Raw genomic sequence first — 25,806 nt, 5'->3', positions numbered from 1 at the left:
GGACTACTCCAGATTCTGAACCTGTTCGCGGAACTGGTCGATGACGACCTTCAATTCGATGCCGGCGGCAGTGACTGCGACGGCATTGGATTTGGAACAGATAGTATTTGATTCTCTGTTAAATTCCTGCGCCAGGAAATCGAGTTTGCGGCCGACGGGACCACCCACGGACAAGAGTTCGCGGGCGGCCGTCACATGGGCCTTCAGACGATCGATTTCCTCGCGCAGATCCGCTTTGGTCGCGATCAGGGCGATTTCCTGATGCAGGCGGTCGCGGTCGAGGCCGCTCGTCCCGTCCATCAGGCTTGCAAGCTGGGCTTCGAGGCGGCGCGCGATCTCTTCCGGGGAGCGGGACGGATCGGCCTCGATCTGCAGCGCAAGCTCTTCGATCCTGGTAATCTGTTCTTCGAGGATCCGGCGCAGCGCCGCGCCCTCGGTTGTCCGCATGTCGACCAGCGCGGAGATGGCGCGTTCGAGCCCGGCGAGAATGTCCGCGTCACGCGCGGCGATCGCTTCGGGGTCGTCGGTCGCCTCGCGCATATCGACGAGCCCCCGGATCGACAATAGCGTATCGAGCCTGATCGGGGCCGGGTCCAGGATATCGGGGCCGAGTTCGTTTCTGAGCGCCAGCACCGCCGCCAGTGCATCGTGGTTCAACACCGCCTCGACGCGGTTCTCGCTGACCATCACGTTAAGGCCAATCTGCAGATTGCCGCGCATCAGCCGCTCGCCGGCCAGACGACGGATATCCGTTTCCAGCGCTTCGTGGCCCTGCGGCAGGCGGGTGCGCAAATCGAGCCCCTTGCCGTTCACCGAACGCAGTTCCCAGGCCCAGCGGTACCGGCCGGACGAGCCCTCGACCCGGGCGAAGCCCGTCATGGATTGCAGTGTCATGTCCCCGCCCCTTAACGTCGGTCTCAGTTGTTGGCCGACGGATCGACTTCCGGCTCGACATCGAGAGTTGCCGGCGGCGTCTGGGCGCGTTCGGCCTCGATCTTGCGCCAGCGACGCACATTGGCATTGTGCTCGTCGAGCGTCTTGGCAAAGGCGTGACCACCGGTCCCGTCGGCGACGAAGTACAGGTCATCCGTCTTCCACGGATGGGCGACCGCTTCGAGAGCGGCACGGCCCGGATTGGCGATCGGGCCGGGCGGCAGCCCCCTGATCACATAGGTATTGTAAGGCGTTTCCTTGCGGATGTCGGACTGGAAGATCGGACGATCCGCTGGTTTGCCGTCACCACCGAACAGGCCATAGATGATCGTCGGGTCCGACTGCAGGCGCATGCCCTTGTTCAGGCGGTTGATGAATACCGAGGCGACATGGGCGCGCTCGTCGTCCTTGCCGGTTTCCTTCTCAACGATCGAGGCCAGCGTGACGAATTCTTCCTTCGTCTCGACCGGCAGGTCCGGATCGCGCTTTTCCCAGATCTGGTCGATCAGGCGTTCCTGAGCGGCCCGCATCTGGGCAACGATCTCGGCGCGGTTGGTGCCGCGGGTGAACTTATAGGTGTCCGGACGCAGGCTGCCTTCCGGCGGCAGTTCGGTCGGCAGATCACCTTCGAGGACCGTGTCGGCCGCAAGTCGCTGGAACATCTGCTTGACGGTCAGGCCTTCCGGGAAGGACACGGAATAGAGGATGGACTTGCCGGATTCGAGAAGCGCCGTGATGTCCTTCATCGAGGAGCCGGCCTTGATCTCGTATTCGCCGGCCTTCAGCGTCTGGCCGTCGGTGAGATAGGTCGTTGTGACATAGCGATAAATGCGGGCGTCAGAAACGATGCCGTTCCGTTCCAGATTGTTGGCGATCTCGGCCAGGCCAGCACCGCTGCGTACGACGAAATTGGTGTTGGCGACAAGCGGACCGGGCTTCTGGTAGCTGTCCATCACATAGAAGAAGCCGGCAACGGCCACCACGCTGACGAAGACCACCATGGTCATCAGGAAGTTCAGGAAGATCACCAGCTGGCTGCGCGCCTTGCGCGAACGGCGCGGAGGCTGCGGCACGCGCTCGGGGCGCAGGGCCTCGTTCGGCGACTTCGGAATGAAGGGTCCCTTGCCCGGCTGGGTATCGGCATCGCGGCCGAAGGAGACACCGTTGTTCTGGCTACCGCCGTTCTGGCTGTTGTCGGTCACCGGCAATCCTTCTTTGTTTCGCACTCGCGGCTGTTTCATCCAGCAATGCGGCAAAAATCCGGGTCATCGTCCGGCGCAGGCGCGCCGGGCGTTGGCATGATTTCTACCCGCTAAAAGTGGTGGCGGGCAAGAGCGCCCGGCCGTCATCCAGTGCAATCGCCGGCGGCCGATCAGCGACCGGCCGCCCCCATGCGATCAGGCCTCGTAGCGCTTCAGCACCAGCGAGGCATTGGTCCCGCCGAAGCCGAAGGAATTCGACAGGGCGACATTGATTTCGCGCTTTCTCGCCTTGTGCGGCACGAGATCGATCTTGGTCTCGACATCGGGAGTGTCGAGGTTGAGGGTCGGCGGCGCGATGTTGTCGCGGATCGCCAGCGTCGAGAAGATCGCTTCCACCGCACCGGCCGCACCGAGCAGGTGACCGATGGCCGACTTGGTCGACGACATCGAGACGTTTTCGGCATGATCGCCAAGCAGGCGCTCGACGGCACCCAGCTCGATCGTGTCGGCCATGGTCGATGTGCCATGGGCGTTGATGTAGTCGACATCGGCCGGCGTAAGTCCGGCACGCTTCAGCGCCATGGTCATGCAACGGAACGCACCATCGCCATCCTCGGAGGGAGCCGTGATGTGGAAGGCGTCGCCGGACAGACCATAGCCGACGACTTCGGCATAGATCTTGGCGCCGCGAGCCTTGGCGTGTTCCAGCTCTTCCAGGATGACGATGCCGGCGCCCTCGCCCATGACGAAGCCGTCACGATCCTTGTCGTAGGGACGCGAGGCGGCGGTTGGGTCATCATTGCGGGCGGTCGACAGCGCCTTGCAGGCGGCAAAGCCGGCGAGCGAGATGCGGCTGATCGGCGATTCGGTACCGCCGGCTACCATGACATCGGCATCGCCGAGCGCGACCAGACGAGCGGCATCGCCGATCGCATGGGCGCCGGTCGAGCAGGCCGTGACAACCGAATGGTTGGGGCCACGCAGCTTGTGGCGGATCGAAACCTGGCCGGAGGCGAGGTTGATCAGGCGGCCCGGGATGAAGAAGGGCGAGAGGCGACGCGGGCCCTTGTCGCGCAGGATGTGACCCGCTTCAACGATGCCTTCGAGGCCGCCGATGCCGGAGCCAATCAGGACGCCCGTGGCACACTCTTCTTCGTAATTCTTTGGTTCCCAGCCGGCATCCTTCAACGCCATGTCGGCTGCAGCAAGGGCGTAAATGATGAAAGCATCGACCTTGCGCTGGTCCTTCGGCTCCATCCAGTCATCCGGATTCCAGGCGCCCTCACCTTCGGTCGGGATGCGGCAAGCGATCTTGGCCGGCAGGTCATCGACCTCGAATTCCGTGACCAGGCGGGCACCGCTCTGGCCGGCCAGTAGCCGCTGCCAGGTCAGTTCCGTTCCACATCCAAGAGGCGATACCATGCCGGTACCGGTGATGACGACACGTCTCATCGTGCGAAGCCCACCCAATTTATTTGACCGAAGTCATTGTAAACAAAGGTCCAGATACAACAAGGCCCGCTCATCGCGGGCCCAAGCGGACAGGACGGGCTCGCGCCCGCCTTCCGCAGCAGTTTGATCGATCAGGCCTGGGCCTTCTCGATGAACTTGACGGCGTCGCCGACCGTCAGGATCGAGTCAGCTGCATCGTCCGGGATCTCGACGCCGAATTCTTCTTCGAAGGCCATGACGAGTTCGACGGTGTCGAGCGAGTCAGCGCCCAGATCGTCGATGAAGCTCGCGCCTTCGACGACCTTTTCAGCGTCAACGCCGAGATGATCAACTACAATTTTCTTCACGCGTTCTGCGATATCGCTCATGTCGGTATCCTCGACCTTCTAAAATTCAGAGGGAGCCTTAATGGCATCCCTACCCTGCATTCAGCCAGTGACGCTTTCGTCCCACCAGCAAACCTGTTCGGCCCTGACCCAGAGCGGTTTATGCAAACAAAAGCATAAACTTCGGCTCATGAGACGGAGCGACTGCTCACAGTCATGGCCCGCTTAACACGGTTTAAGCGCGCCGCAAAGCCAGAAATTCGCCCCCTTGCCTTGCTCAACATCCTATTGCGCAGGGGCTGTTTCCGGCAATGAGATCAGATCATCGCCATGCCGCCATTCACGTGCAGCGTCTGCCCGGTCATGTAAGAGGCCTCGTTGGAGGCGAGGTAGACGACGGCGGAGGCGACTTCGGCGCCCGTGCCCATGCGCTTCATGGGGATGGCACCCATGATCGCTTCCTTCTGCTTGTCGTTCAGCTTGCCGGTCATGGCGCTTTCGATGAAGCCCGGGGCAACACAGTTGACCGTCACGTTGCGGGTGGCGATCTCCTGACCGAGCGACTTGGTGAAGCCGATCATGCCAGCCTTGGAGGCGCAGTAGTTGGCCTGGCCGGGATTGCCGGTGACGCCGACGACGGAGGTGATGTTGATGATCCGGCCAAAGCGGCGGCGCATCATCGGATGGGTCAGCTCGCGCGTCAGGCGGAAGACGGCGGTCAGGTTGACTTCGAGAACCGCATCCCAGTCGGCATCCGACATGCGGACGAACAGGCCGTCCTTGGTGATGCCGGCATTGTTGACCAGGATGTCGACGCCTTCGAGTTCGGCTTCGGCCTTTTCGCCGAGCGCCTTGACTTCGTCACGGTCGGACAAGTTGGCCGGGAAGATCTTGACGCGATCGCCGAGATCGGCGGCCAGTGCTTCCAGCTTTTCGACGCGTGTGCCGTGCAGGCCGACGATCGCGCCCTGGGCATGCAGCTGGCGGGCAATTTCTTCGCCGATGCCACCGGTGGCGCCAGTCACGAGGGCCTTGCGGCCGGTCAGATCGAACATGGTCGGGTTCCTTGTTGTTCGTTGGGGCGATCAGCCATTCAGGGCGGCGATCGCAGCGTCAATGTCGGCCGGGCCGTTGACGGCCACACCGTTGATGTTCTTGTCGATGCGACGGGCAAGCCCAGTCAGGACCTTGCCGGCACCCACTTCATAAAGCGTGGTCACGCCATTGGCGCCGAACCACTCGACCGTCTCGCGCCAGCGGACCTGACCGGTCACCTGCTCGACGAGCAGATCGGCGATTTCGGACGCCGACGTGACAGGGGCCGCACGCACATTGGCGATGAGCGCCACGATGGGGTCTTTTTTCTCGACCTTGGCAAGCGCTTCGCGCATGGCGTCTGCCGCGGGGCCCATCAAGGCGGAATGGAAAGGCGCAGAAACCGGCAGCATGATGGCGCGCTTGGCACCCTTTTCGGTGGCGAGTGCTGCAGCCTTCTCGACGGCGGCCTTCGCTCCCGAAATGACCAGCTGACCGCCGCCATTGTCATTGGCGATCTGGCACGGGCCGACGGCAGAGGCATCCGCGCAGATCGCCTGCACGTCGCCATGCTCGAGGCCGATGATCGCAGCCATCGCGCCCTCACCCACCGGGACGGCTGCCTGCATGGCATTGCCACGAATGCGCAGGAGACGCGCGGTGTCGCCAATCGAGAATGTGCCGGCAGCGCAGAGCGCGGAATATTCGCCGAGCGAATGGCCGGCGACGTAGGCAACCTTCGACTTGAGGTCGAGACCCTTGGCTTCCAGTACGCGGATCACGGCCATGGAAACCGCCATCAATGCCGGCTGGGCATTGGCCGTCAGCGTCAGCGTTTCTTCCGGCCCGTTCCACATGATGTCGGACAGCTTCTGGCCGAGCGCTTCGTCGACCTCTTCGAAGACGGCACGAGCTTCGGCAAAATTGTCGGCAAGGTCCTTGCCCATTCCGACGGCCTGGCTGCCCTGACCGGGAAAGGTGAATGCGACTGACATGGGCGTTTCTCCCTTGGTTTTTTCCTGTCAATTCACAGTTGGCCCTTGCGAGTCAAGTCTTGCACCCCTTTGGCTGCCCCTCGAAACGACCTTAGGACAAGGCTGTTCCACAGCTATCGCCATCTTGCGATGCATCAATTTCTGACTAGATTGCTTCCGAACTCATCCCGCCTCCCAAGGCAATCCCTCCACATCAGAGGCTTCTCCCATGAAGATGAACCGGCTCGGCCGAACCGATATCCTTGTTTCCGAAATCTGCCTGGGCACGATGACCTGGGGCTCGCAGAACACGCGCGAGGAAGCCTATGCGCAGATGGATTACGCGCTGGAGCACGGCGTCAACTTCTTCGACACGGCCGAGCTCTATCCGACGACGCCGCTCTCGGCGGAAACCTATGCCGATACCGAGCGGCTGATCGGGGACTGGTTCGAAAAGACCGGCAATCGCGACAAGGTGGTGCTGGCGACGAAAGTTGCCGGCCCGGGCCGCCCCTATATCCGCGAAGGCAAGCCGATCACCGGCCCCGTGGTGAAGGAAGCGCTCGACGCCAGCCTGAAGCGGTTGAAGACCGACTATGTCGACCTCTACCAGATCCACTGGCCAAACCGCGGGCATTTCCATTTCCGCGGCGCCTGGAACTACAATCCCTACAAGCAGGACAAGGCAAAGGCCTCTGTCGAGATCGCGGAGATCCTGGATGCCCTCGGTGACTGCGTGAAGGCCGGCAAGCTTCGGGCCGTCGGTCTGTCCAACGAGACCACCTGGGGCACACAGAAATACCTGACGCTCGCCGAAGCCAAGGGGCTCCCGCGGGTCGCGACGATCCAGAACGAGTACAACCTGCTCTACCGTCACTACGATCTCGATCTGGCTGAACTGTCCCATCACGAAGATGTTGGTCTGCTTGCCTATTCGCCGCTCGCAGGCGGCATTCTCTCGGGCAAATATCTCGACGGCAACAAGCCGGCCGGTTCGCGCGGCTCGATCAACGGCGACATCGGCGGCCGCCTCGTGCCGCATCAGGAAGCGGCAACGCGCGCCTATGTGGAGCTCGCCAAAGCTCATGACCTCGACCCCTCCGCCATGGCGCTTGCCTTCTGCCTGACGCGCCCGTTCATGGCCTCCGTGATCATTGGTGCAACGACCCTGGAGCAGTTGAAGACCAATATCGGTGCCGCAGAACTGACGCTCTCGGATGAGGTGATGCAGGAGATCGCCAAGATCCATCGTCTCTATCCGATGCCAATCTGACGACACAGACTTCGCAGCCCCGCCCGGCATGCAAAAAATCAGTGAGCCGGGCCTACACAATGTCGCGGCTCGTCACCATTTGCGACTGCGGTTTAACGCCGGCCCGCGGGCCATGTTTTATGGGGGATTGTCTTGGATTATCTGTTCGTGGCCGGGGGCCTGGTCGGTCTTTACTTCGGTGCCGAGTGGCTCCTTCGCGGCGCCATCGGAGTGGCGCAGAAACTCGCCATACCGACGCTGATCGTCTCGCTGGTCATCGTCGGCTTCGGCACGTCGATGCCGGAACTGCTGGTCTCCGTCCGCGCCGCGCTGACCGGCTCCTCGGACATCGCGCTTGGCAATGTGGTCGGTTCGAATACGGCAAACATCCTGCTGATCGTCGGCACCTGCGCGTTGATCTTCCCGATCACCCATTGGGACAAGGGCGTGAAGCGCGACACCTATGTGATGATCGGCGCGGCGGTCCTGCTTCTGGGTCTCGTGCAGTTCGAGGCCATCGGGCGGCTTGCCGGTCTGGTCATGGTCGCGGTCCTCATCGGCTACATCCTCTACGCCTATATCCAGGGCAAGGGTACGATCGAGGAACTGGCGAATGAAGATGTGAAGCACGAAACACTCGGAACCGGCTTCATGACCCTTCTGATCGTCGGCGGCCTGGCCACGCTGTTTGTCGGCGCGGAACTGCTGGTTCGCGGTGCGACCAACCTCGCCCGCGACTTCGGCATCTCCGAAGCGGTCATCGGCCTCACCGTGGTCGCGGTCGGCACCTCGCTTCCGGAACTCGCAACCGGCATCATGTCGGCCATGCGCAAGCACTCCGACATCATGATCGGCAACATCGTCGGCTCGAACATCTTCAACATCCTGTTCATTCTGGGCGTCACCTCCGTCATACAGCCGATCTCCGTCGATCCGCGATTCGGCAGTTTCGACGTCCCCGTCATGCTCGGCATCACGCTCGGCTTCGCGTTCCTGCTTCTCGCCCATCTGGGCGTCCGCAGACTGACGGCTGGTGCGATGCTCGTCGCCTATGTCGGATATACGCTGGCACTGGTTCAGGTCTGAGGCGCGACCTGACGCAGATTGCCGGCGCGGAAAGCCTGCTTCCGACGCCCAAGACATACAAGCCCAACAGAAAAGCGTGAGCAGAGGTTAACCCTCTGCTCACTGCGTTTGCCCATGCCATTTTCCGCATCGGATCAGGTCATGTAAGCTTTTCGCAATGCACGAATGCTAGCTTCGCAGGGCAAGCGGCCCCATTTGCGGCCACGAGGTATGCTCCATATGACGGTCATCAATAGCTTCTATCGCAATCCGAATGCGCAGGCATATGCGATCCAGCTGTTTTCTGCGTCTTCACCGGTTCGTCCGCTGTCCGAACCTGCACGGTCAGTGGCCGGACGGGACGATACAACATTCACGGAGACAGCAGGTCAAAAGGCCCTTGCACGGATCGCAGAGATCCTGGCTCTACGTGACGCCTCTGTCGGCGATCAGGCTTCTGTCGAAGAAAGCCTCCGCTTTATCACGGCAGCGCAGGGTACCGAGGCTGACGACAAGCTGACTTTCGATGCCACCGCTGTCTACAATGTGACTACCGGTGCTGGCGCCGACAAGGTCTCCGCCCGCGCGGCTGCCATTGTTGGCCTGTCGACCGGATCTGGCGACGACAGCCTTACCGCAAGCGCCCGCTATATCAGTGATATTGATATGGGCGAGGGTGACGATGAGATGAAACTCTCCGGTCGGCTCGTCATGAAGGTGACGGGTGGAGAGGGCAATGACCGTCTGACGATCGCAGGGGAAGCCCTGATTGGCATAGACGGCGGTGCTGGCGATGACACCATGATCCTGGAGGGCACCCGCATCTTTGCCTCCGGCGGCACTGGAAACGACACGGTCACCATCAAGCGGACCGACATGAAATCTGCCAATGCCATCGCTGAATATGGCTTTGCCCGTGGCGATGGCGTGGACACGATCACCAGCAATGGTGCACTCACCCTGCGGTTCGATGACTATCAGGAAAAGGATGTGAACGTGACCGTCAAGGGCAACACGCTCACCGCGACATTTGCCGGTTCGGATGACAAGATCACACTGACGGTCGATGAGGCGGCCTTATCCGGCAAGGGGCTGACCTACCAGTTCGCGCTCAATCAGGGGCGCACGATCCTCAGGATCGGCTGACGCCACTGTTAGAAATTCCCGCGCGGCACTTGCTTTTCGCCGGGATACGCGTATAAGCGCGCCGTTCACAACACCCGGTCCTCTGGCTGGTGGCTGAACGGAGGGCTGGCAGGCTCACAAGGTCTGCAGCAGGAACCATAAGGGTTTCCGGTCTCCCGTGTCTCCGCTCTCGACCGTCTCGAACACACTACTTTTCTTGCCGCGGCTCATCCCGCACAGGAGCAGTCTGTGAGGCTTAGCGCCGGATCCGGGTGACGACAACCGCAAGAAAAGGCAAAGCTTACATGGCTCTTTACGAACACGTATTCCTTGCCCGGCAGGATATGTCCGCTCAGCAGGTTGATGCCCTCGTCGAACAGTACAAGGGTGTTATCGAAGCTAACGGCGGCAAGGTCGGGCGCGTAGAAAACTGGGGCCTCAAGTCCCTGACCTACCGCATCAAGAAGAACCGCAAGGCTCACTACGCCCTCATGGACATCGATGCTCCGGCACCGGCCGTTCACGAAATGGAGCGCCAGATGCGCATCAACGAAGACGTTCTTCGTTACATGACCATCGCTGTTGAAGCCCACGAAGAAGGCCCGTCTGCCATGATGCAGAAGCGCGACCGTGACGACCGTCCGCGTCGTGACGGCGACGATCGTGGCCCGCGCCGCGACTTCGGCGATCGTGGTCCGCGTCCGGACCGTGGCCCCCGTGAAGGTGGCTTCGAGCGTCGTCCGCGCGAAGACCGCGCGTAATCTGAGCAATAGGAGAACACACAATGGCTGATGCATCCTCTTCTCAGGCCCGCCGTCCTTTCCATCGTCGTCGCAAGACCTGCCCCTTCTCGGGCGCAAACGCTCCGCGCATCGACTACAAGGACGTCCGTCTTCTGCAGCGCTACATTTCCGAGCGCGGCAAGATCGTTCCTTCGCGTATCACCGCAGTTTCCCAGAAGAAGCAGCGCGAACTGGCCCAAGCCATCAAGCGCGCCCGTTTCCTCGGCCTGCTGCCTTACGTCGTAGCGTAATCCGATACGGAGCCTGCCGACATCGTCGGCGGGCTTCATCCCTTCCGCGTTGGGCGCGGATCGGAACCGACTGCCAGATGGCGCGCTCCCGCGACATCAGGCGAAATCCCATGTTGGGGATGCTTTTGCGAGACCGCACTAGCCCCTCCCCTAACTGCTAGAACAGCAGGACAGCGACGTTGAAAAAACTGGATGCGAAATCGCTGACGACCGGCTTCATTGCCGGGATTACCGCCGCCCTGCTCGTGCTGGGTGCTGCGGCACAGCCGACGCTTGCCTCCATTCTCTATGCTGCTTCCGCGCTTCCCGTCCTGATCGTCGGCCTCGGCTGGGGCAATGCTGCCGCAATCACCGCGATCGTGACAGCCGCCCTGCTCGGCATGGTCAGCGTGTCGCCGATGTTTGCCTTCGGCATGGCGATCTTCACGCTGGCGCCTGCCGGCTGGCTCGCGCATCTGTCGAGCCTGGCGCGTCCCGCGTCCGAAATCGGTGGCCCCGACCACCTGATGGCCTGGTACCCGCTTTCCGACATTCTTCTGCAGCTCTGCGCTTTCGTGACGATTGCCGTCATCGTGCTCGGTGTGATCATCGGCTTCGGTCCGGAATTTACCGGCCAGCTGGTAGATGCGATGACCCAGGCGATGAGCACGCAGGATCCGGCCATGCTGCCCGATGCCGTGGCGCTCGAGCAGTTGAAGCGCACCATGGTCATCCTGCTGCCGATCATTCAGGGCGGCACCTGGGTTCTGCTGCTGACGATGATGTATTACATCGCCATGCGCATCGTAACGGCTTCCGGCCGCAACAAGCGTCCGCGGGAGGACTTTCCTTCGGCGCTCCGGATGAACCGCAACACGGTCTTCATCTTCCTTGCAGGCATCATCGCCTGCTTCCTGGGTGGTGTGCCTGCGATGATCGGCGCCGTTGTCTGCGGCACCTTCGGCGCGGGCTTCCTGATGGCTGGCTTTGCCTCCATGCATCTCAAGACGCGGGGCAAGGACTGGCGTCTGCCGGCCCTCATCCTCGCCTATCTCTCTTCGATCATGCTCTTGCCGCTCATGATCCCCCTCATCATCGGCCTCTCGGACACCCGGCGGACCGTTGCCCTGACGCCGGCCGCCAAGGCCGACAAAGAACATTCCGAAACTGATTGACACTGAAAGGAACACGACAATGCAGGTCATTCTCCTCGAACGCATCGCAAAGCTCGGCCAGATGGGCGAAACCGTTAAGGTTCGTGACGGCTTCGCTCGTAACTACCTGCTGCCGCAGGGCAAGGCGCTGCGCGCTAACGAAGCCAACAAGAAGCGTTTCGAAGCCGAGCGCGCAACGCTCGAAGCCCGTAACCTCGAGCGCAAGTCGGAAGCCCAGACCGTTGCCGACGCTCTCTCCGGCAAGTCCTTCATCGTCGTCCGTTCGGCTGGCGAAACCGGCCAGCTCTACGGTTCGGTCGCTGCTCGTGACGTCGTCGAAATCCTGGGCGCCGAAGGCTTCAACATCGGCCGCAACCAGGTTGAACTGAACACCCCGATCAAGGCGATCGGCATCCACCAGGTCACCCTGCACCTGCATGCTGAAGTCGAACTGTCCGTCGAGCTCAACGTTGCCCGTTCGGCTGAAGAAGCCGAGCGCCAGGCCAAGGGCGAAAGCCTGACCTCGGCCGACGCCATCTACGGCGTTGACGAAGACGCTCTTCGTCCGGAAGACTTCTTCGATCCGGACGCCGACATGGACGAAGGCGACGACGCCTAATCGCTCCCACCTTCGGGTGTAGCGTTACAAAAAGGCCCGGCCCTGCGATTGCAAGGCCGGGCCTTTTTGTTGTCCTTCGGCACTTCGCTCAAGCTGGCTCGGCACTCTTGTCGATGCGCACGACGACCGACATGCCTGGCGTCAGGAGCGATGCGGCATCCTGCTTGTCGTCGATTGCAATCCGGACCCCCATGCGCTGCGCGATCTTGACGAAGTTGCCACTGGCATTGTCGGCCTTGATCACCGAGAATTCCGAGCCTGTGGCAGGCGAGAAGCGCTCGATCCGGCCGCGCATCGCCTTGCGATTGAGTGCGTCCACCTGGATCTCCACGGGCTGACCGACGACCATGCCGGCAAGCTGGGTTTCCTTGAAATTGGCGATAATCCAGACTTCCTGCGGCACAACCGCCATCAATTGGGTGCCTGCGGCCACATATTGACCGATGCGCACGCCAACCTCGCCAAGCCTGCCTTCGCGGGGAGCGCGAATTTCGGTGTTGGACAGATCGATCTTGGCCAGTTCCACTGCGGCCTGCGCATTGGCGACAGCCGCTTCGAGCGAGCCACGGTTGACGATGATGGTCTGCAGGTCCTGGCGCGAGACGTCGACGGCAGCCTTCGCCTGAGCCATGCCGGCCCGGGCGCGATCGAGTGTGGCATGAGCCTGTTCCTGGGCGCTGGTGGTCGCGACGCCACTGCGGATCAGGCTATCCTGACGGTCCGACTGACTTCGCGCCTGTTCAAGGTCAGCATTAGCCGAATCGACTGCAGCTTCGCTTGAGGCGATCCTCGCCTGGGCCGCAACCTCCTGCTGGTGCGAATTGTCGAGCGCGGCCTTCTGGGTGGCAAGGGCTGCCTCTGCCTGTGCGAGCTTCTGGCGATAGATGCGATCGTCGATGCGGGCGAGGATCTGGCCCTTCTCGACGGGCTGATAATCCTGCACCGGGACGTCGACGACATAACCGCTGACCTGCGGACTCAAGGTGGTGACATAACCCCGGACATAAGCGTTGTCGGTCATTTCGACCGAACTCGTGAATGGCGGCAGGCGCCAGGCGTAGAGCACCAGCGACGTGCCGAGCAACGCTCCGATAATGATCAGGATGGTGACGGGGGTGAACATTTTCTTCAACATGGCGGCGGACTCTTTTTCGAAACATCAAGATTGGGTGGCTTGCTCGACCGGCGCGGCTCGCATGTTGCGCAAACCATTCCAGGCGAGATGGATGACGAGCACGGCAAGCGCTGCGGTCGTCACGAGTGAGATCAGCAGGAAGGTGTCGGTGTAGGCGAGGACGTAAGCCTCGCGTGTCACCTGCTGCGACAGGAGGACGAGCCCCTCTGCCTTGAGAAGGGCCGGGTCGGCGATGACCTTGCCATAGGCACCAGCCAACTGGCTGACGTGCTGCGCGACTTCCGGCCGGGTCAGGAGAATGCTCTCGACCAAATGGGCCGAATGGAACTTCTCGCGAATGGTGACGAAGGTGCCAAGCAGCGACGTCGTCAAAAGGGCGCCGGTGATCTGTGTGAAGAGGAAGATCACGATGAAGTTGACGATGTAGGTCGGTCCCTTTTGCAGGGCTCCCATGAAGCCCTTGGCCATGACGGGTGGAAGGAACATGGCCGCACCGAAGGCGATCATGCTCTGGCTGAGATAGAACTGCTCGGGGCGGGTCAGGCTTGTGGCCTGACTGTCGAGATAGGCGCCACCGGCGATCAGAACGAGAGCGATAACATGCGCCGCCGCAACGAACCTCGACGCCATCAGAATCATGCAGAAGAGCCCGCCGGCGACCGAGGCGATTAGGACGAAGCCCCAGAGCGCGAATTGCTGATCGTTGAGCAGTCCGATCTGCTGGAAGAAGCTGACGGCGGTCGATGACTGCTCCGAAGACACAGCGCGAAAGATCAGAAGTACGGCAGCCATATGCAGGTTGTCGCGCGAGAAGATCCAGCGGAAGTCGAGCATCGGATTGGTCCGATGTGCCTCGATCAGTGCCGTTGCGGCAACGAACAGGATCGATGCAGCAAGCAGCGCCCCAAGCCACCAGGTTTCGAACCACCAGTAGAGGCGACCGAGCGTCAGGAAGACGGCGAGACAGCCGATGCCAGCTGCCAGCAACAGGTAGGAAAGGATGTCGATACGCTCGATCACCTTCGCCCGTGGGGGTGGGGTGAGTGGCAGTGAAAAGATGATGGCCATGGAAATCAGCGCCAGACCGACCTCCAGGGAATAGAGCGCCTGCCAGCCTTCGACCTGAAGCAGACCGGGTGAGATCATCCGCGCCAGCGGTGCAGCGAGCAATGTGCCCGTCAAGGCAATGGTGAGCCCATGCGTGAGCTTCCGCTGCAGTGGAAAAGCCTCCAGCACATACATGAAGCCCAGTGTCGAGATCGGAGCCGCGGCACAGCCGCTGATGAAGCGCACGACAAGGGCGGAATGCAGGTCATCGACGAACAGATTGAGTGCAGAGGCCAGTACGAAGAGCAGGATGCTCCACTCCGCAAATGGTCGAAGACCATATTGGGTCCGCACCTTGAAGAGCGCGATCGAGAGTGTCGCATAGGGCGCCATGTAGGCGGCGGAAAGCCAGGCCGCCTCGACTGCAGTCGCGGAGAATTCGCCCTGCAGCTGGAAGAGATTGGCATTGACGATGTTCATTCCCAATCCCTGGGTGATGAACAGCAAGAGGCCGGAAGCCACATAGATGGCACCGAGCCAGAGCGGCTTCGCCGCAGGCATGACGGGTGCGGTCGGCTCGGCAGGTGTTGCCGGCGCAGGTACTCTGGTTTCATCAGCCAGGACCGGCTTGGCTGTCTCGACAACGGTGCTCATGGCCGCACCTTTTTCTGGTCGAGGTTCTGCAGATTGCGGGTCAGCCGCCGGACGACGGACAGGGCAATTTCGATGTCGCTTTCGGAGATTTCATCGGCGATCTCTTCACGCAAGCCGGCGGCCAGAACATGCATCCGGTCAAAGGCCAACTTGCCAGCTTCGGTCATGGCGATGCGCTTGGCGCGGCGATCGTTTGCGTCCTCGGTCCGGACGATCAGGTCTTGGCGCGCCATGCCGTCGAGCACACGCACGAGCGTCGGCGTCTCGATTTCGAGTTCCTCGGCCAGTTCCTTTTGCGTCATCGGTCCGCGTCGGGCTATGGCAAAAAGCGCGCGGGCCCGAGCGAGCGTCAGCCCCTCCTCCCGCACGGCGGCGTCGAAGAAGGCCCGGAGCTTGCGGTTGAAGGCCGACATTTCGTCAAAGAGTTGCTCGTTCTGGGACTGCCGCGACATCTGCAACGCCTCCTATTAATTAGGTTGCTATCTATATTGACCCTAATTAATCGCCGTGCGTCGAAAAACAAGCGTGTGCATGAGATGGCAGCCATGCAGCTCGAGCATGGATCACGTACGCAGCCGAGGAAGCGTCATTGTCGGTACGAGATCCCATCTGGCGGCGCACAGGCCCAACGGTGATGCATTTTTCGCGGTCAATCCAACGTGCCGCTCTGCTAGAATGGGAGTTCCCGAGGCCGATTCGCCTGATGTCACAGTCAACCGAAAAGATCGGATTGCTCGGCTTTTTCTAAAGTTGCGTTGGGGCGCCTGTGAATCAATGTGGGTTGCTGCGCTTGCCATTCCGCTGGCCGAAGTTCTCGCTATGGTGCAGCCACCGCCGACACACTGAACGGATACGAACGAATGAATGATGCTGCGCGCAAACTGAGCCCGATCCAAGCGGCTGAGCCGCTCTATCGGGAGGCTCCGAACAATATCGAAGCCGAACAGGCCCTGCTCGGCGCCATTCTCGTCAACAACGATGCCTTCTACCGCGTTTCGGACTTTCTGAAGCCCGAGCATCTCTATGAGACCCTGCATCGGAAGATCTTCGAGGTGGCCTCCGAGATCATCAGGATGGGCAAGACGGCAAACCCGGTCACGATCAAGACCTTCCTGCCGGCCGACCAGAAGGTCGGCGACCTGACCGTCGCGCAATATCTCGCGCGCCTCGCTTCCGAAGCCGTCACCATCATCAATGCGGAAGACTATGGTCGAGCGATCTACGACCTGGCTCTGCGTCGCTCGCTGATCCAGATCGGCGAGGACGTCGTCAACATCGCCTATGATGCGCCGCTCGACATGCCGCCGCAGGCGCAGATCGAAGACACCGAACGCCGCCTCTTTGCGCTTGCCGAAAACGGCCGTTACGACGGCGGCTTCCAGTCCTTCTCGGATGCGGTTGCCCAGGCTGTCGACATGGCGGGGGCTGCTTTCGAGCGTGACGGCAACCTCTCGGGCGTCTCCACCGGCATCATGTCGCTCGATGCCAAGATGGGCGGTCTGCAGCGCTCCGACTTGATCGTGCTGGCCGGTCGTCCGGGTATGGGTAAAACCTCGCTGGCCACCAACATCGCCTGGAACATCGCGGCCGCCTACGAGCCGGAAGTCCTGCCCGATGGCTCCTTTAAGGCAAAGAACGGCGGCGTCGTCGGCTTCTACTCGCTCGAAATGTCGGCAGAACAGCTCGCCACCCGTATCATGTCCGAGCAGACGGAAGTCTCCTCTTCGAAGATCCGCCGTGGTGACATCACCGAGCACGAATTCGAAAAGCTGGTCGGGTTTTCCCAGACCATGCAGAAGGTGCCGCTGTTCATCGACCAGACCGGTGGTATCTCGATTGCCCAGCTCGCTGCCCGTGCGCGTCGCCTGAAGCGTCAGCGCGGTCTCGACTTCCTGGTCATCGACTATATCCAGCTGATGACCGGCTCGGGCAAGTCGGGCGAAAACCGCGTGCAGGAAATTACCCAGATCACCACGGGGCTGAAATCGCTGGGCAAGGAACTGAACGTTCCGATCGTCGCGCTTTCCCAGCTCTCCCGTCAGGTTGAAAACCGCGAAGACAAGCGCCCGCAGCTTTCCGACCTTCGCGAATCGGGCTCGATCGAGCAGGATGCCGACGTCGTGCTCTTCGTGTTCCGCGAGGAATACTACGTGAAGAACCTCGAGCCTCGCGACATCGCCGATCCGAAGTATCCGGAATGGGAAGCGCATATGGAGAAGGTCAAGGGTACGGCCGACGTCATCATCGCCAAGCAGCGTCACGGACCGACCGGCACTGTCAAGCTTGCCTTCCAGTCGGAGTTCACCCGCTTTGCGGATCTGGCCGAACCGAGCTTCATTCAATACGAAGAACCGTGAGATCGGAGGGCGCCCCAGAGGCGCCCTTTCCTTTCCATGGCTAGAGACCTGCAGCCCTCAAGGTCGCAACGGTGACGACGCCGGCGGCAGCGGCTGGCAGAAGCGGCAGGCGGGTCGCCGCAAAGGCCACCACCGCACAGCCCGCGGTCTCCGCCCAGCCGGTGGCAAAGGCCGTCGGAGTCACCACAGCCATGAGCACCGAGGGCGGGATAGCTCCCAGGATCTCTTCGGCTTGCGGCGACAATTGCAGGAGCCGACCGACCAGCAATCCCGCCTGACGCGTCGCAATCGTTGCGACCGCCATGGCGAGGATCGCAAGCAGCGTGTTCATGTCGATCGTCATGCCCTCGCCTCCCCGCGCAGCGAAGAAACGACCGCGACGGCGACACCCCCGAGCGCGCCGGCGAGGATGTACCAGACACCCGGAACGGACTGGTGAACCAGCAAGGCGCTGATACCGCTTCCGATGAGGATCAGACCGGTGCGTGGGCCGCGCCAGAAGCCGGCGATGAGGATGACGAAAACAGCGGGAAAGACGAAATCCATGGCGACCACGGCAGGATCACCAACGAGGCCTCCGAGCAAGGCGCCAACCAGCCCTGACAGAACCCAAGCGGCATAGAAGGGCAAGGCGGCACCGAAGAACCAGGCCGGAGTCAACTGATGATCCCGGGCATGGAATTCTGCGACAGCCCAGATCTCATCGGCGAGGAAGAGCATGGAAATGATCTTCTGCCGAAGCGAGAACGCCACCATGCGACGTGCGATCGAGGCGCCCATCAGCACATGTCTGACATTGACGAGCAGGGCCGCCATGCCGAGTGCTGCGATGCTGGCGGGGTGGCTCCAGAGATCCATCGCAACAAACTGCGAGCCACCAGCAAAGACCAGCACGCTCATCAGAAGGGCCTCCAGCGCCGAGAGCCCCGTGGTTGCGGCGACAGCCCCGAAGACGAGCCCGATTGGCACAACGGCGACGGTGAGCGGCAGAATGGATCTGAAACCCTGACGGATTTCGGCGGTAACTTTGGGTGGCATGCATAGTCCCTTGCACGTGTGTCTCGCCGGGATAAGGCCGCGGTCGTCCAAGGTGTTGAAGGAAAGTGATCAGCCGGCACGAAAGACGGCGGGGGTGAGGCCCGTGCGCGCCTTGAACTGCCGGGTCATATGCGCCTGGTCGGCAAAACCGCAGGCAGCAGCGGTGTCCGATGGGGTGGCGCCTGATCGGAGCAGATGACGAGCGTGGCGGATCCGCATATCGGTCTGGAAGGCATGTGGGGTGATGAAATACTGCTTGCGGAAGGCGCGGATCATGTGGGCACGGCTGAGGTTTGCCACTTTCGCCAACGTCTCGAGGCCAATCTCCTCATCGAAGTGGGCAGCGATATGATCGCGGACGCGGCGCATGGCGAGCGGCTCGTTGTGATCGGGCGCGCGGATGATCTCGTGGCCATGGCGGGCGAACATGGTGGCGAGAACACAATACATGCTCTCTTCACCTTCGAGGGCAGCAACCTCACCGCTTTCGATCCGGCGATGGGCAAGGTTGAAGGCCTGGGCGAGTCCGGGATCCGTCAGAAGCTGTCGCCCGAAGCTCGGCATGCCGTGGAAGGCGCGGCCGGTCACGTCCTCGATGATGTCGGTCAGCAGTGCCACCTCGGGATAGATCATCCGGTAGCGATAACCATCTGGCGCGCCCGGCTGACCGTCATGGATCTCACCGGGATTGATGAGGTAGAGAGCGCCAGGGCCTGTATGTTCGCGCGTGCCGCGGATGCTTGCCACCTGACAGCCGACTTCGATGGCGCCGATTGAGAAGGTGTCGTGCGAATGGGGCGAAAACTCATGGGTGATGAAGGAAGCGGTGAGGCACTCCATGTCGCGGAACCGCCCGTCCCGCCAGAAGCGGGTTCGCTCCTTGCGTGAGACTGGATTGGCCTCGGCGGCCTCCTGCTGCGAAACACTGTGCATAGCAGCATAATATCGGGACGCCGCATTTTCGTCTTGAAGAAAAGTGCTAGGGTCGGCCGTCCGATCAACCGACCCGAAGCCTTCATGACAGACCGTTTCACCACCCTCGATGCGCCGGAGGAATTTCTTTCGGCACCGCTGCGCCTGACCATTGACCTCTCGGCCATTGCCGACAACTGGCGCGAGATGGCGCGGCGATCGGGCAAGGCGCGGGCGGCAGCCGTCGTCAAGGCGGATGCCTATGGCCTCGGGATCGAGGATGTGGGGCAAACGCTCTACAGGGCGGGCGCCCGCGATTTCTTCGTCGCCGTGCCGGCCGAAGGGGCGACATTGCGCCCCTATGCCCCTGAAGCCCGCATCTTCGTGCTCTCGGGTATCTGGCCCGGTCAGGAAGAAATCTTCTTCGAGAACGACCTGGTCCCGGTCATCGCGTCCGAGGAGCAGCTCGCCTTCTGGATGGCCGTGCTCACCGAGCGCGGCCCCTACCCTTGCGCCCTTCATGTCGATACCGGTTTCAACCGGCTGGGACTACCGATGGCCGATGCGATGGCGCTTGTCGACGACGTCTCGCGTCCGGCAAGCCTCGACCCGGTTCTCGTGATGAGCCATCTCGCCTGTGGCGACGATCCAACCTCGCCGATGAACCGGAGGCAGCTCGATAAATTTCAGATTGTTAGCGCCGCTTTCGAAGGTGTTGATTCCAGTCTATCGGCCTCGGCCGGCATCTTCCTCGGCTCGGATTACCACTTCGACCTCACCCGGCCCGGCATCGCGCTTTACGGCGGCGAGGCAGTGAACGGCGCCAGAAACCCGATGCAGCCGGCGATCAAGGCCGAGGCGCGCATTCTGCAGATCCGCGACGCCAAGGCCGGCGAAAGCGTCTCCTACGGTGCGACCCATCTGCTGTCCCGCGACAGCCGCCTTGCGGTCGCGAGCGTTGGTTATGCCGACGGCTATCTGCGCAATCTCTCCGGCTCGGGTATTCCGCTGCGGGATACCGGACTTCCCGGCGCGCATGGCGTGATCGCCGGCAAGCGGGTGCCGGTCGTAGGGCGGGTCACCATGGACCTCACCATCTTCGACGTCACCGATCTGCCCGAAAATGCCGTGCGCAGCGGCGACTATATCGAACTCCTCGGCCCCTCCATGCCTCTCGATGACGTCGCCCGCGCTGCCGGCACGATCGGCTACGAAATACTCACCGGACTTGGGCTGCGCTACGAGCGGCTCTATCTGGAGGGAGACGACTGAGGTCTGGCGCAGACGGATTTGTTCTGCTATTGTTCCAGCCATTCCAGTTCTCCTCACCGAACGGAGCACATCGTGCGGAACATTCAGTTGAGCAAGCAAGATGCTGAATTTGTCGAGGAACAGATGAATTCCGGACTTTACGACAGTGCCGACGCAGTCGTCACGGCCGGCCTTGCGCTGCTGCGAGAGCAGGAGGAAGCCACCCTTCGCGAGCTCATCCAGGAGGCAATGGATGACGTTGACGCGGGGCGCGTCATGAGCTTCGACAGCGCAGAGGAACTGACGGCCTACATCATGGGGATGGCGGAGGAACGGGAGGATGGGACCACGTCGTCTGGTGCTGACCAAAAGGGCACTCCGCGATCTTCGCGCGCATTATGACTACATCCTCGAATTTGACCCCGTCGCCGCTGAACGTCTTCTGCACGAAATCAACAGAAAGATGGAGTGGATCGCAGAGCTGGGTATCACCGGCGCTCCTCGCTCATTCATCCCCGGACTGAGAGCCTTTCCCTTCAAGAACCGATGCATCTATTTCACGATCTCTGATGAGGCGATCACTGTGTTACGCGTCGTGCACGGCCACCAAAACATCTCCCCCGACGATTTCCCCGAAAGCGACCTGTAATTCATGGCCAAAGCCAAGACTCAATTCATCTGCCAGAACTGCGGCACGGTGCACTCCCGCTGGGCGGGCAAATGCGATGGCTGCGGCGAGTGGAACACCATCGTCGAGGAAGATCCGATGGGCGGGATCGGGTCGGGCCCCGGCAAGGCGCCGAAGAAGGGCCGTCCCGTCACCCTCACCTCGCTGTCCGGCGAGATCGAGGAAGCGCCACGCATTCCAACCGGCATGGGCGAACTCGATCGCGCAACCGGTGGCGGCTTCGTGCGCGGTTCGGCCGTATTGATCGGCGGGGACCCGGGCATCGGCAAGTCGACACTCCTGATGCAGGCGGCGGCGGCGCTGGCGCGGCGCGGGCATCGGGTGATCTATGTCTCGGGCGAAGAAGCGGTCGCGCAGGTCCGGCTTCGCGCACAGCGACTGGGCGCTGCCGATACGGATGTGCTGCTCGCCGCCGAAACCAATGTCGAGGACATCCTCGCCACCATCTCGGAAGGCAAGCGGCCGGATCTCGTGATCATCGATTCGATCCAGACGCTGTGGAGCGACACCGCCGACAGTGCGCCGGGGACCGTGACCCAGGTGCGCACCGGCGTCCAGGCGATGATCCGCTTTGCCAAGCAGACCGGCGCGACCATGGTGCTGGTAGGCCATGTCACCAAGGAAGGGCAGATCGCCGGTCCCCGCGTCGTCGAGCACATGGTCGATGCCGTCCTCTATTTCGAAGGCGATCGCGGCCATCACTATCGCATCCTGCGCACGGTGAAGAACCGCTTCGGACCGACCGACGAGATTGGCGTCTTCGAAATGTCGGACAAGGGCCTGCGTGAAGTCGCCAATCCCTCCGAACTCTTCCTCGGCGAACGCAACGAGAAAGCCCCGGGTGCGGCTGTCTTTGCCGGCATGGAGGGCACGCGGCCCGTGCTGGTCGAGGTGCAGGCACTGGTGGCCGCCACCTCGCTCGGCACGCCGCGTCGCGCGGTCGTCGGCTGGGATTCGTCCCGTCTCGCCATGATTTTGGCGGTATTGGAGGCGCATTGCGGGATCAGGCTCGGTCAGCATGACGTCTATCTGAACGTTGCCGGCGGCTACCGGATCAGTGAACCGGCAGCCGACATGGCAATCGCTTCGGCACTGGTTTCGTCGCTGGCCGGTATTGCCCTTCCGGCCGATTGCGTCTATTTCGGCGAAGTCAGCCTGTCGGGGGCGGTGAGGCCGGTGGCCCACACGGCCCAAAGGCTGAAAGAGGCGGAAAAGCTCGGTTTCTCCGCTGCGGTCTTGCCGGCTGCCTCCCCGGACCTTCCAAAGGGTTCGGCTGGCAAATGGAGGGAAGTGGACAGCCTTCCCGATCTCGTGGCGCGGATCGCCGGTTCCCGGCTGAAAGCCCCCACGGATCAGGAGGACGGTTGATCCGGTCCGACGCGTGGTTTCACGCGTTCCGGCGGAATCGCGGTGACATCAATGCCGGTCTTTTCCGGCAGCCTTGGAGTTGGTATTTATGCCCATCACAATTTTCGACGGTATCGTCATCGGCGTCGTCCTGTTTTCAGCGGTGCTGGCGATGGTACGCGGCTTCTCGCGTGAAGTGCTGTCCATCGCGAGCTGGGCGGGTTCGGTTGCCGCCGCCTATTACCTCTATCCCCTGCTCGTTCCCTATGTGATGAGCTATACCGATGATCCGCGGATCGCGATGGCAGGCTCTGCCGGCATCATCTTCCTGATCGCGCTGATCATCATTTCCTTCATTACCTCGCGCATTGCCGACTTCATCATCGACAGTCGCATCGGCGCCCTCGACCGCACGCTGGGCTTCCTCTTCGGCGCGGCCCGCGGGTTGCTGTTGCTCGTCGTTGCGGTGGCCTTCTGGAACTGGTTGATCAACGAGCCGCAGCGACCGGACTGGGTCAACAACTCCAAGTCCAAACCCTTCCTCGATTCGCTCGTGCAGAAACTCGAGGCAGTCCTGCCTGAAGACATCGAGCCGCAGATCCGCGAGCGCATCCTCGGCCGCGACGAGCCGGAAGCCGGTGCGGCCGGCGAAACGGCTCCCGCCGAGCAGGCGCCAGAACAGGCTCCGGCCCAGAACAACTGATCCTCTCGCGGCTTCGGCCGCGCGACTTGAGACAAGACACAGATGCCGCCGGATCGGGACAGACCGGCGGCTTCCCTGTTCAAAGCGCAGCATCCCGCGTCTGTCCCCGGAGCAAAGGCCCTCGCCATGAAGCAGATCAGCCCTTCTTACGTCGTCTATGGCAGCCAGGACGACAAGTTCCACGAGGAATGCGGCGTGTTCGGCATTCTCGGTCATCCGGATGCTGCAACCCTGACCGCGCTCGGTCTGCACGCGCTACAGCATCGCGGCCAGGAGGCAGCCGGCATAGTCTCCTTCGACGGGCGCCAGTTCTACACCGAAAAGCACATGGGCCTTGTCGGTGACCACTACACCAATCCGGCGACCCTCGCGAAACTTCCGGGTCCGCAGGCGATCGGCCACACGCGCTATTCGACCACAGGCGAAGTGGCCCTGCGCAACGTTCAGCCGCTTTTTGCCGAGCTCGAAGAAGGCGGCATTGCCATTGCCCATAACGGCAACTTCACCAACGGGCTTACGCTGCGCCGCCAGATCATTGCGACCGGCGCGATCTGCCAGTCTACCTCGGATACCGAAGTCGTTCTGCATCTGATCGCCCGCTCGCGCCATGCCTCGACCACCGATCGTTTCATCGATGCAATCCGCCAGATGGAAGGCGGCTATGCGATGATCGCGCTCACCCGCACCAAGCTGATTGCCGCCCGCGACCCGATCGGCATCCGTCCGCTCGTCATGGGTGAACTCGACGGCAAGCCGATCTTCTGTTCGGAGACCTGTGCGCTCGACATCATCGGCGCGAAGTTTGTCCGTGACGTGAAGAACGGCGAAGTGATCATCTGCGAAACGCAGGCCGATGGCTCTGTGACGATCGAATCCCGCATGCCGGCGCGTCCGCAGCCGGAACGGGTCTGCCTGTTCGAGTATGTCTATTTCGCCCGCCCGGACTCGGTCGTTGCCGGCCGCAACGTCTACACCACCCGCAAGAATGCCGGCATGAACCTCGCCAAGGAAGCACCGGTCGAAGCCGATGTCGTGGTGCCCGTGCCGGATGGCGGCACACCGGCGGCCCTCGGCTATGCCCAGCAGAGCGGCATTCCCTTCGAATACGGCATCATCCGCAACCATTATGTCGGCCGGACCTTCATCGAGCCGACACAGCAGATCCGCGCCTTTGGGGTCAAGCTCAAGCATTCGGCCAACCGGGCGATGATCGAGGGCAAGCGCGTGGTGCTGGTGGACGATTCCATCGTGCGCGGCACTACCTCGCTGAAGATCGTGCAGATGATCCGCGATGCCGGCGCCAAGGAAGTGCATATCCGCGTCGCCTCGCCGATGATCTTCCATCCTGACTTTTACGGCATCGACACGCCGGATCGGGACAAGCTGCTTGCCAATCAGTATGCGGGCGACGAGGCGATGGCGAAGTATATCGGCGCGGACTCGCTTGCCTTCCTGTCGATCGACGGTCTCTACACAGCGGTTGGCGGCGCACCGCGTGATCCTGCCAACCCGCAATTCACCGACCACTATTTCACCGGCGACTATCCGACGCGCCTCGTCGACAAGGAGAGCGAGAAGCCCGGCCGCAAGGAAAGCATGCTCGCCGCCAACGGCTGAGCTCCAGAGCAGGTCCAGCAAAAGTGCGCCAGCGGTTTTGCGTCCGGACTGCGTTAAAACAAGGAGATAGAGCATGTGATCCGGCTTAAGCTGGACATGCTCTAGGGATACAGGACAGACCATGACCATCGACCTCAAGGGACGGCTTGCGCTCGTCACCGGCGCCTCGCGCGGCATCGGCTATTTCACCGCGATCGAACTCGCCAAGGCCGGCGCGCATGTGATCGCCTGTGCCCGCACCGTGGGTGGCCTGGAAGAGCTTGATGACGCGATAAAGGCGGTTGGCGGTACGGCGACGCTGGTCCCCTTCGATCTCGCAGACATGGCGGCGATCGACCAGCTCGGCGGCCATATCTTCGATCGCTGGGGCAAGCTCGATATCGCTGTCCTGAATGCCGGCGTGCTCGGCGTGATCGCACCGATCGGCCATGTCGAGGCCAAGGTGTTCGACAAGGTCATGACCATCAACGTGACCGCCACCTGGCGCCTCATCCGCTCACTCGAGCCGCTGCTGATCAAATCGGACCAGGGCCGTGCGCTGATCCTCTCTTCGGGTGCTGCCCACAAGTGCCGCCCGTTCTGGGGTCCTTACTCCGCCTCCAAGGCAGCAGTCGAGGCGCTGGCGCGCACATGGGCGGGCGAAACACAGCGTCTGCCGCTTCGTGTCCTGTCGGTCGATCCGGGGGCTACCCGCACCGCCATGCGCGCCCAGGCCATGCCGGGCGAAGATCCCGAGACGTTGCCACACCCTTCCGAAGTCGCCGCCAAACTCCTGCCGCTCGTCGGCCCGGACCAGACGGAAACCGGCAAGCTCTTCATCGTTCGCGAAGGCAAGATGGTCGACTACCGCATGCCGGAGTAAGCACCCGCACCTCCACCCAACCGGCGGCCGACCAACAGCAGGATCA

The 25,806-nt window shown here is 61.9% G+C and carries 27 protein-coding genes; 15 read left to right on the top strand and 12 right to left on the bottom strand.

Going from position 1 to position 25,806, the window contains the following annotated elements; all coding sequences use genetic code 11:
- Positions 1–3 precede the first annotated feature (3 nt).
- The 6 genes from QWE_RS17200 to fabD all read right to left on the bottom strand — a co-directional run bounded on the left by QWE_RS17200 (position 4) and on the right by fabD (position 5,943).
- A complete protein-coding gene (locus QWE_RS17200; protein ID WP_006727441.1) occupies positions 4–894 on the bottom strand; it encodes a YicC/YloC family endoribonuclease in 891 nt (296 codons plus the stop codon).
- A gap of 23 nt (positions 895–917) precedes the next feature.
- Entirely contained in the window at positions 918–2,141 is a 1,224-nt protein-coding gene (gene mltG, locus QWE_RS17195; protein ID WP_040300459.1) for an endolytic transglycosylase MltG, read from the bottom strand.
- Between the two features lie 189 nt (positions 2,142–2,330).
- Positions 2,331–3,587 (bottom strand): beta-ketoacyl-ACP synthase II, encoded by a 1,257-nt coding sequence (fabF, locus tag QWE_RS17190; RefSeq protein ID WP_006727439.1) that lies wholly within the window; start codon positions 3,585–3,587, stop codon positions 2,331–2,333.
- A 131-nt stretch (positions 3,588–3,718) separates the two neighbouring features.
- Positions 3,719–3,955, bottom strand: a complete 237-nt coding sequence (locus QWE_RS17185; protein WP_006727438.1) for an acyl carrier protein — start codon at positions 3,953–3,955, stop codon at positions 3,719–3,721.
- Positions 3,956–4,230: 275 nt separating this feature from the next.
- A complete protein-coding gene (gene fabG, locus QWE_RS17180) occupies positions 4,231–4,968 on the bottom strand; it encodes a 3-oxoacyl-[acyl-carrier-protein] reductase (protein WP_006727437.1) in 738 nt (245 codons plus the stop codon).
- Between the two features lie 30 nt (positions 4,969–4,998).
- Complete coding sequence (fabD, locus tag QWE_RS17175; RefSeq protein ID WP_006727436.1) at positions 4,999–5,943, bottom strand: ACP S-malonyltransferase; 945 nt, start codon at positions 5,941–5,943, stop codon at positions 4,999–5,001.
- 208 nt (positions 5,944–6,151) lie between these two features.
- On the opposite strand from fabD, the gene QWE_RS17170 reads away from it, so the two are divergent.
- The 7 genes from QWE_RS17170 (at position 6,152) to rplI (ending at position 12,149) form a co-directional block, all read left to right on the top strand.
- Complete coding sequence (locus QWE_RS17170; protein ID WP_006727435.1) at positions 6,152–7,195, top strand: aldo/keto reductase; 1,044 nt, start codon at positions 6,152–6,154, stop codon at positions 7,193–7,195.
- Positions 7,196–7,327: 132 nt separating this feature from the next.
- The gene (locus QWE_RS17165) at positions 7,328–8,260 is read left to right on the top strand and encodes a calcium/sodium antiporter (protein ID WP_006727434.1); all 933 of its coding nucleotides are present in this window, start codon (positions 7,328–7,330) and stop codon (positions 8,258–8,260) included.
- Positions 8,261–8,479: 219 nt separating this feature from the next.
- Positions 8,480–9,385 (top strand): RTX toxin, encoded by a 906-nt coding sequence (locus QWE_RS17160; protein WP_157790727.1) that lies wholly within the window; start codon positions 8,480–8,482, stop codon positions 9,383–9,385.
- A 284-nt stretch (positions 9,386–9,669) separates the two neighbouring features.
- A complete protein-coding gene (gene rpsF / locus QWE_RS17155; RefSeq protein ID WP_006727432.1) occupies positions 9,670–10,125 on the top strand; it encodes a 30S ribosomal protein S6 in 456 nt (151 codons plus the stop codon).
- Between the two features lie 23 nt (positions 10,126–10,148).
- Positions 10,149–10,397 carry a 30S ribosomal protein S18 gene (gene rpsR / locus QWE_RS17150; RefSeq protein WP_006727431.1) on the top strand — a complete coding sequence of 83 codons (249 nt, stop codon included), beginning with the start codon at positions 10,149–10,151 and terminating at the stop codon, positions 10,395–10,397.
- Positions 10,398–10,576: 179 nt separating this feature from the next.
- Complete coding sequence (locus QWE_RS17145; protein WP_006727430.1) at positions 10,577–11,551, top strand: DUF2232 domain-containing protein; 975 nt, start codon at positions 10,577–10,579, stop codon at positions 11,549–11,551.
- Between the two features lie 19 nt (positions 11,552–11,570).
- Entirely contained in the window at positions 11,571–12,149 is a 579-nt protein-coding gene (rplI, locus tag QWE_RS17140) for a 50S ribosomal protein L9 (protein ID WP_006727429.1), read from the top strand.
- A gap of 88 nt (positions 12,150–12,237) precedes the next feature.
- Here rplI and QWE_RS17135 read toward each other — a convergent pair whose 3' ends face one another.
- The 3 genes from QWE_RS17135 to QWE_RS17125 are packed head-to-tail and all read right to left on the bottom strand — an operon-like array spanning position 12,238 to position 15,437.
- Positions 12,238–13,284, bottom strand: a complete 1,047-nt coding sequence (locus QWE_RS17135; protein WP_006727428.1) for an HlyD family secretion protein — start codon at positions 13,282–13,284, stop codon at positions 12,238–12,240.
- 24 nt (positions 13,285–13,308) lie between these two features.
- Positions 13,309–14,985 carry an MFS transporter gene (locus QWE_RS17130; protein WP_006727427.1) on the bottom strand — a complete coding sequence of 559 codons (1,677 nt, stop codon included), beginning with the start codon at positions 14,983–14,985 and terminating at the stop codon, positions 13,309–13,311.
- Positions 14,982–15,437 (bottom strand): MarR family winged helix-turn-helix transcriptional regulator, encoded by a 456-nt coding sequence (locus QWE_RS17125; protein ID WP_006727426.1) that lies wholly within the window; start codon positions 15,435–15,437, stop codon positions 14,982–14,984. The genes QWE_RS17130 and QWE_RS17125 overlap by 4 nt, the downstream gene beginning before the upstream one ends.
- A gap of 408 nt (positions 15,438–15,845) precedes the next feature.
- On the opposite strand from QWE_RS17125, the gene QWE_RS17120 reads away from it, so the two are divergent.
- Positions 15,846–17,342 (top strand): replicative DNA helicase, encoded by a 1,497-nt coding sequence (locus QWE_RS17120; RefSeq protein WP_006727425.1) that lies wholly within the window; start codon positions 15,846–15,848, stop codon positions 17,340–17,342.
- 40 nt (positions 17,343–17,382) lie between these two features.
- Here the strand turns inward: QWE_RS17120 and QWE_RS17115 are convergent, their stop codons facing one another.
- From QWE_RS17115 to QWE_RS17105, 3 genes are all read right to left on the bottom strand, one after another.
- Positions 17,383–17,685, bottom strand: coding sequence for an AzlD family protein (locus QWE_RS17115; protein WP_006727424.1), 303 nt, complete (start codon positions 17,683–17,685; stop codon positions 17,383–17,385).
- The gene (locus QWE_RS17110) at positions 17,682–18,380 is read right to left on the bottom strand and encodes an AzlC family ABC transporter permease (RefSeq protein WP_006727423.1); all 699 of its coding nucleotides are present in this window, start codon (positions 18,378–18,380) and stop codon (positions 17,682–17,684) included. The genes QWE_RS17115 and QWE_RS17110 overlap by 4 nt, the downstream gene beginning before the upstream one ends.
- Positions 18,381–18,449: 69 nt before the next feature.
- On the bottom strand, positions 18,450–19,313 hold the full coding sequence (locus tag QWE_RS17105; protein ID WP_006727422.1) for an AraC family transcriptional regulator: 864 nt from the start codon (positions 19,311–19,313) through the stop codon (positions 18,450–18,452).
- 84 nt (positions 19,314–19,397) lie between these two features.
- Here QWE_RS17105 and alr point away from each other — a divergent pair, with 84 nt between their 5' ends.
- The 7 genes from alr to QWE_RS17070 all read left to right on the top strand — a co-directional run bounded on the left by alr (position 19,398) and on the right by QWE_RS17070 (position 25,760).
- The gene (alr, locus tag QWE_RS17100; RefSeq protein WP_040300456.1) at positions 19,398–20,564 is read left to right on the top strand and encodes an alanine racemase; all 1,167 of its coding nucleotides are present in this window, start codon (positions 19,398–19,400) and stop codon (positions 20,562–20,564) included.
- An 87-nt stretch (positions 20,565–20,651) separates the two neighbouring features.
- Positions 20,652–20,945, top strand: a complete 294-nt coding sequence (locus tag QWE_RS17095) for a type II toxin-antitoxin system ParD family antitoxin (RefSeq protein WP_240532574.1) — start codon at positions 20,652–20,654, stop codon at positions 20,943–20,945.
- Positions 20,884–21,192 carry a type II toxin-antitoxin system RelE/ParE family toxin gene (locus QWE_RS17090; protein WP_193353714.1) on the top strand — a complete coding sequence of 103 codons (309 nt, stop codon included), beginning with the start codon at positions 20,884–20,886 and terminating at the stop codon, positions 21,190–21,192. Before QWE_RS17095 ends, QWE_RS17090 begins: the two co-directional genes overlap by 62 nt.
- Positions 21,193–21,195: 3 nt before the next feature.
- On the top strand, positions 21,196–22,599 hold the full coding sequence (radA, locus tag QWE_RS17085) for a DNA repair protein RadA (protein WP_006727418.1): 1,404 nt from the start codon (positions 21,196–21,198) through the stop codon (positions 22,597–22,599).
- Between the two features lie 88 nt (positions 22,600–22,687).
- Complete coding sequence (locus tag QWE_RS17080; RefSeq protein WP_006727416.1) at positions 22,688–23,281, top strand: CvpA family protein; 594 nt, start codon at positions 22,688–22,690, stop codon at positions 23,279–23,281.
- A gap of 126 nt (positions 23,282–23,407) precedes the next feature.
- A complete protein-coding gene (gene purF / locus QWE_RS17075; protein ID WP_006727415.1) occupies positions 23,408–24,898 on the top strand; it encodes an amidophosphoribosyltransferase in 1,491 nt (496 codons plus the stop codon).
- A 121-nt stretch (positions 24,899–25,019) separates the two neighbouring features.
- A complete protein-coding gene (locus tag QWE_RS17070) occupies positions 25,020–25,760 on the top strand; it encodes an SDR family NAD(P)-dependent oxidoreductase (RefSeq protein WP_006727413.1) in 741 nt (246 codons plus the stop codon).
- Positions 25,761–25,806: the final 46 nt, after the last annotated feature.

Origin of the sequence: Agrobacterium albertimagni AOL15 (genome assembly GCF_000300855.1) — a bacterium.
Lineage (GTDB): Bacteria > Pseudomonadota > Alphaproteobacteria > Rhizobiales > Rhizobiaceae > Allorhizobium > Allorhizobium albertimagni.
Note: the sequence above shows the minus strand (reverse complement) of the source record. Positions and strands in the feature narration are given on the sequence as shown.

Excerpts from the sequence above, each read along its gene's own strand:
- QWE_RS17200 (WP_006727441.1), bottom strand. The coding sequence starts at position 894 with ATGACACTGCAATCCATGACGGGCTTCGCCCGGGTCGAGGGCTCGTCC.
- fabF (WP_006727439.1), bottom strand. The coding sequence starts at position 3,587 with ATGAGACGTGTCGTCATCACCGGTACCGGCATGGTATCGCCTCTTGGA.
- QWE_RS17185 (WP_006727438.1), bottom strand. The coding sequence starts at position 3,955 with ATGAGCGATATCGCAGAACGCGTGAAGAAAATTGTAGTTGATCATCTC.
- fabG (WP_006727437.1), bottom strand. The coding sequence starts at position 4,968 with ATGTTCGATCTGACCGGCCGCAAGGCCCTCGTGACTGGCGCCACCGGT.
- fabD (WP_006727436.1), bottom strand. The coding sequence starts at position 5,943 with ATGTCAGTCGCATTCACCTTTCCCGGTCAGGGCAGCCAGGCCGTCGGA.
- QWE_RS17170 (WP_006727435.1), top strand. The coding sequence starts at position 6,152 with ATGAAGATGAACCGGCTCGGCCGAACCGATATCCTTGTTTCCGAAATC.
- QWE_RS17160 (WP_157790727.1), top strand. The coding sequence starts at position 8,480 with ATGACGGTCATCAATAGCTTCTATCGCAATCCGAATGCGCAGGCATAT.
- rpsF (WP_006727432.1), top strand. The coding sequence starts at position 9,670 with ATGGCTCTTTACGAACACGTATTCCTTGCCCGGCAGGATATGTCCGCT.
- rpsR (WP_006727431.1), top strand. The coding sequence starts at position 10,149 with ATGGCTGATGCATCCTCTTCTCAGGCCCGCCGTCCTTTCCATCGTCGT.
- rplI (WP_006727429.1), top strand. The coding sequence starts at position 11,571 with ATGCAGGTCATTCTCCTCGAACGCATCGCAAAGCTCGGCCAGATGGGC.
- QWE_RS17135 (WP_006727428.1), bottom strand. The coding sequence starts at position 13,284 with ATGTTGAAGAAAATGTTCACCCCCGTCACCATCCTGATCATTATCGGA.
- QWE_RS17130 (WP_006727427.1), bottom strand. The coding sequence starts at position 14,985 with ATGAGCACCGTTGTCGAGACAGCCAAGCCGGTCCTGGCTGATGAAACC.
- QWE_RS17125 (WP_006727426.1), bottom strand. The coding sequence starts at position 15,437 with ATGTCGCGGCAGTCCCAGAACGAGCAACTCTTTGACGAAATGTCGGCC.
- QWE_RS17120 (WP_006727425.1), top strand. The coding sequence starts at position 15,846 with ATGAATGATGCTGCGCGCAAACTGAGCCCGATCCAAGCGGCTGAGCCG.
- QWE_RS17115 (WP_006727424.1), bottom strand. The coding sequence starts at position 17,685 with ATGACGATCGACATGAACACGCTGCTTGCGATCCTCGCCATGGCGGTC.
- QWE_RS17110 (WP_006727423.1), bottom strand. The coding sequence starts at position 18,380 with ATGCCACCCAAAGTTACCGCCGAAATCCGTCAGGGTTTCAGATCCATT.
- QWE_RS17105 (WP_006727422.1), bottom strand. The coding sequence starts at position 19,313 with ATGCACAGTGTTTCGCAGCAGGAGGCCGCCGAGGCCAATCCAGTCTCA.
- alr (WP_040300456.1), top strand. The coding sequence starts at position 19,398 with ATGACAGACCGTTTCACCACCCTCGATGCGCCGGAGGAATTTCTTTCG.
- QWE_RS17090 (WP_193353714.1), top strand. The coding sequence starts at position 20,884 with ATGGGACCACGTCGTCTGGTGCTGACCAAAAGGGCACTCCGCGATCTT.
- radA (WP_006727418.1), top strand. The coding sequence starts at position 21,196 with ATGGCCAAAGCCAAGACTCAATTCATCTGCCAGAACTGCGGCACGGTG.
- QWE_RS17080 (WP_006727416.1), top strand. The coding sequence starts at position 22,688 with ATGCCCATCACAATTTTCGACGGTATCGTCATCGGCGTCGTCCTGTTT.
- purF (WP_006727415.1), top strand. The coding sequence starts at position 23,408 with ATGAAGCAGATCAGCCCTTCTTACGTCGTCTATGGCAGCCAGGACGAC.
- QWE_RS17070 (WP_006727413.1), top strand. The coding sequence starts at position 25,020 with ATGACCATCGACCTCAAGGGACGGCTTGCGCTCGTCACCGGCGCCTCG.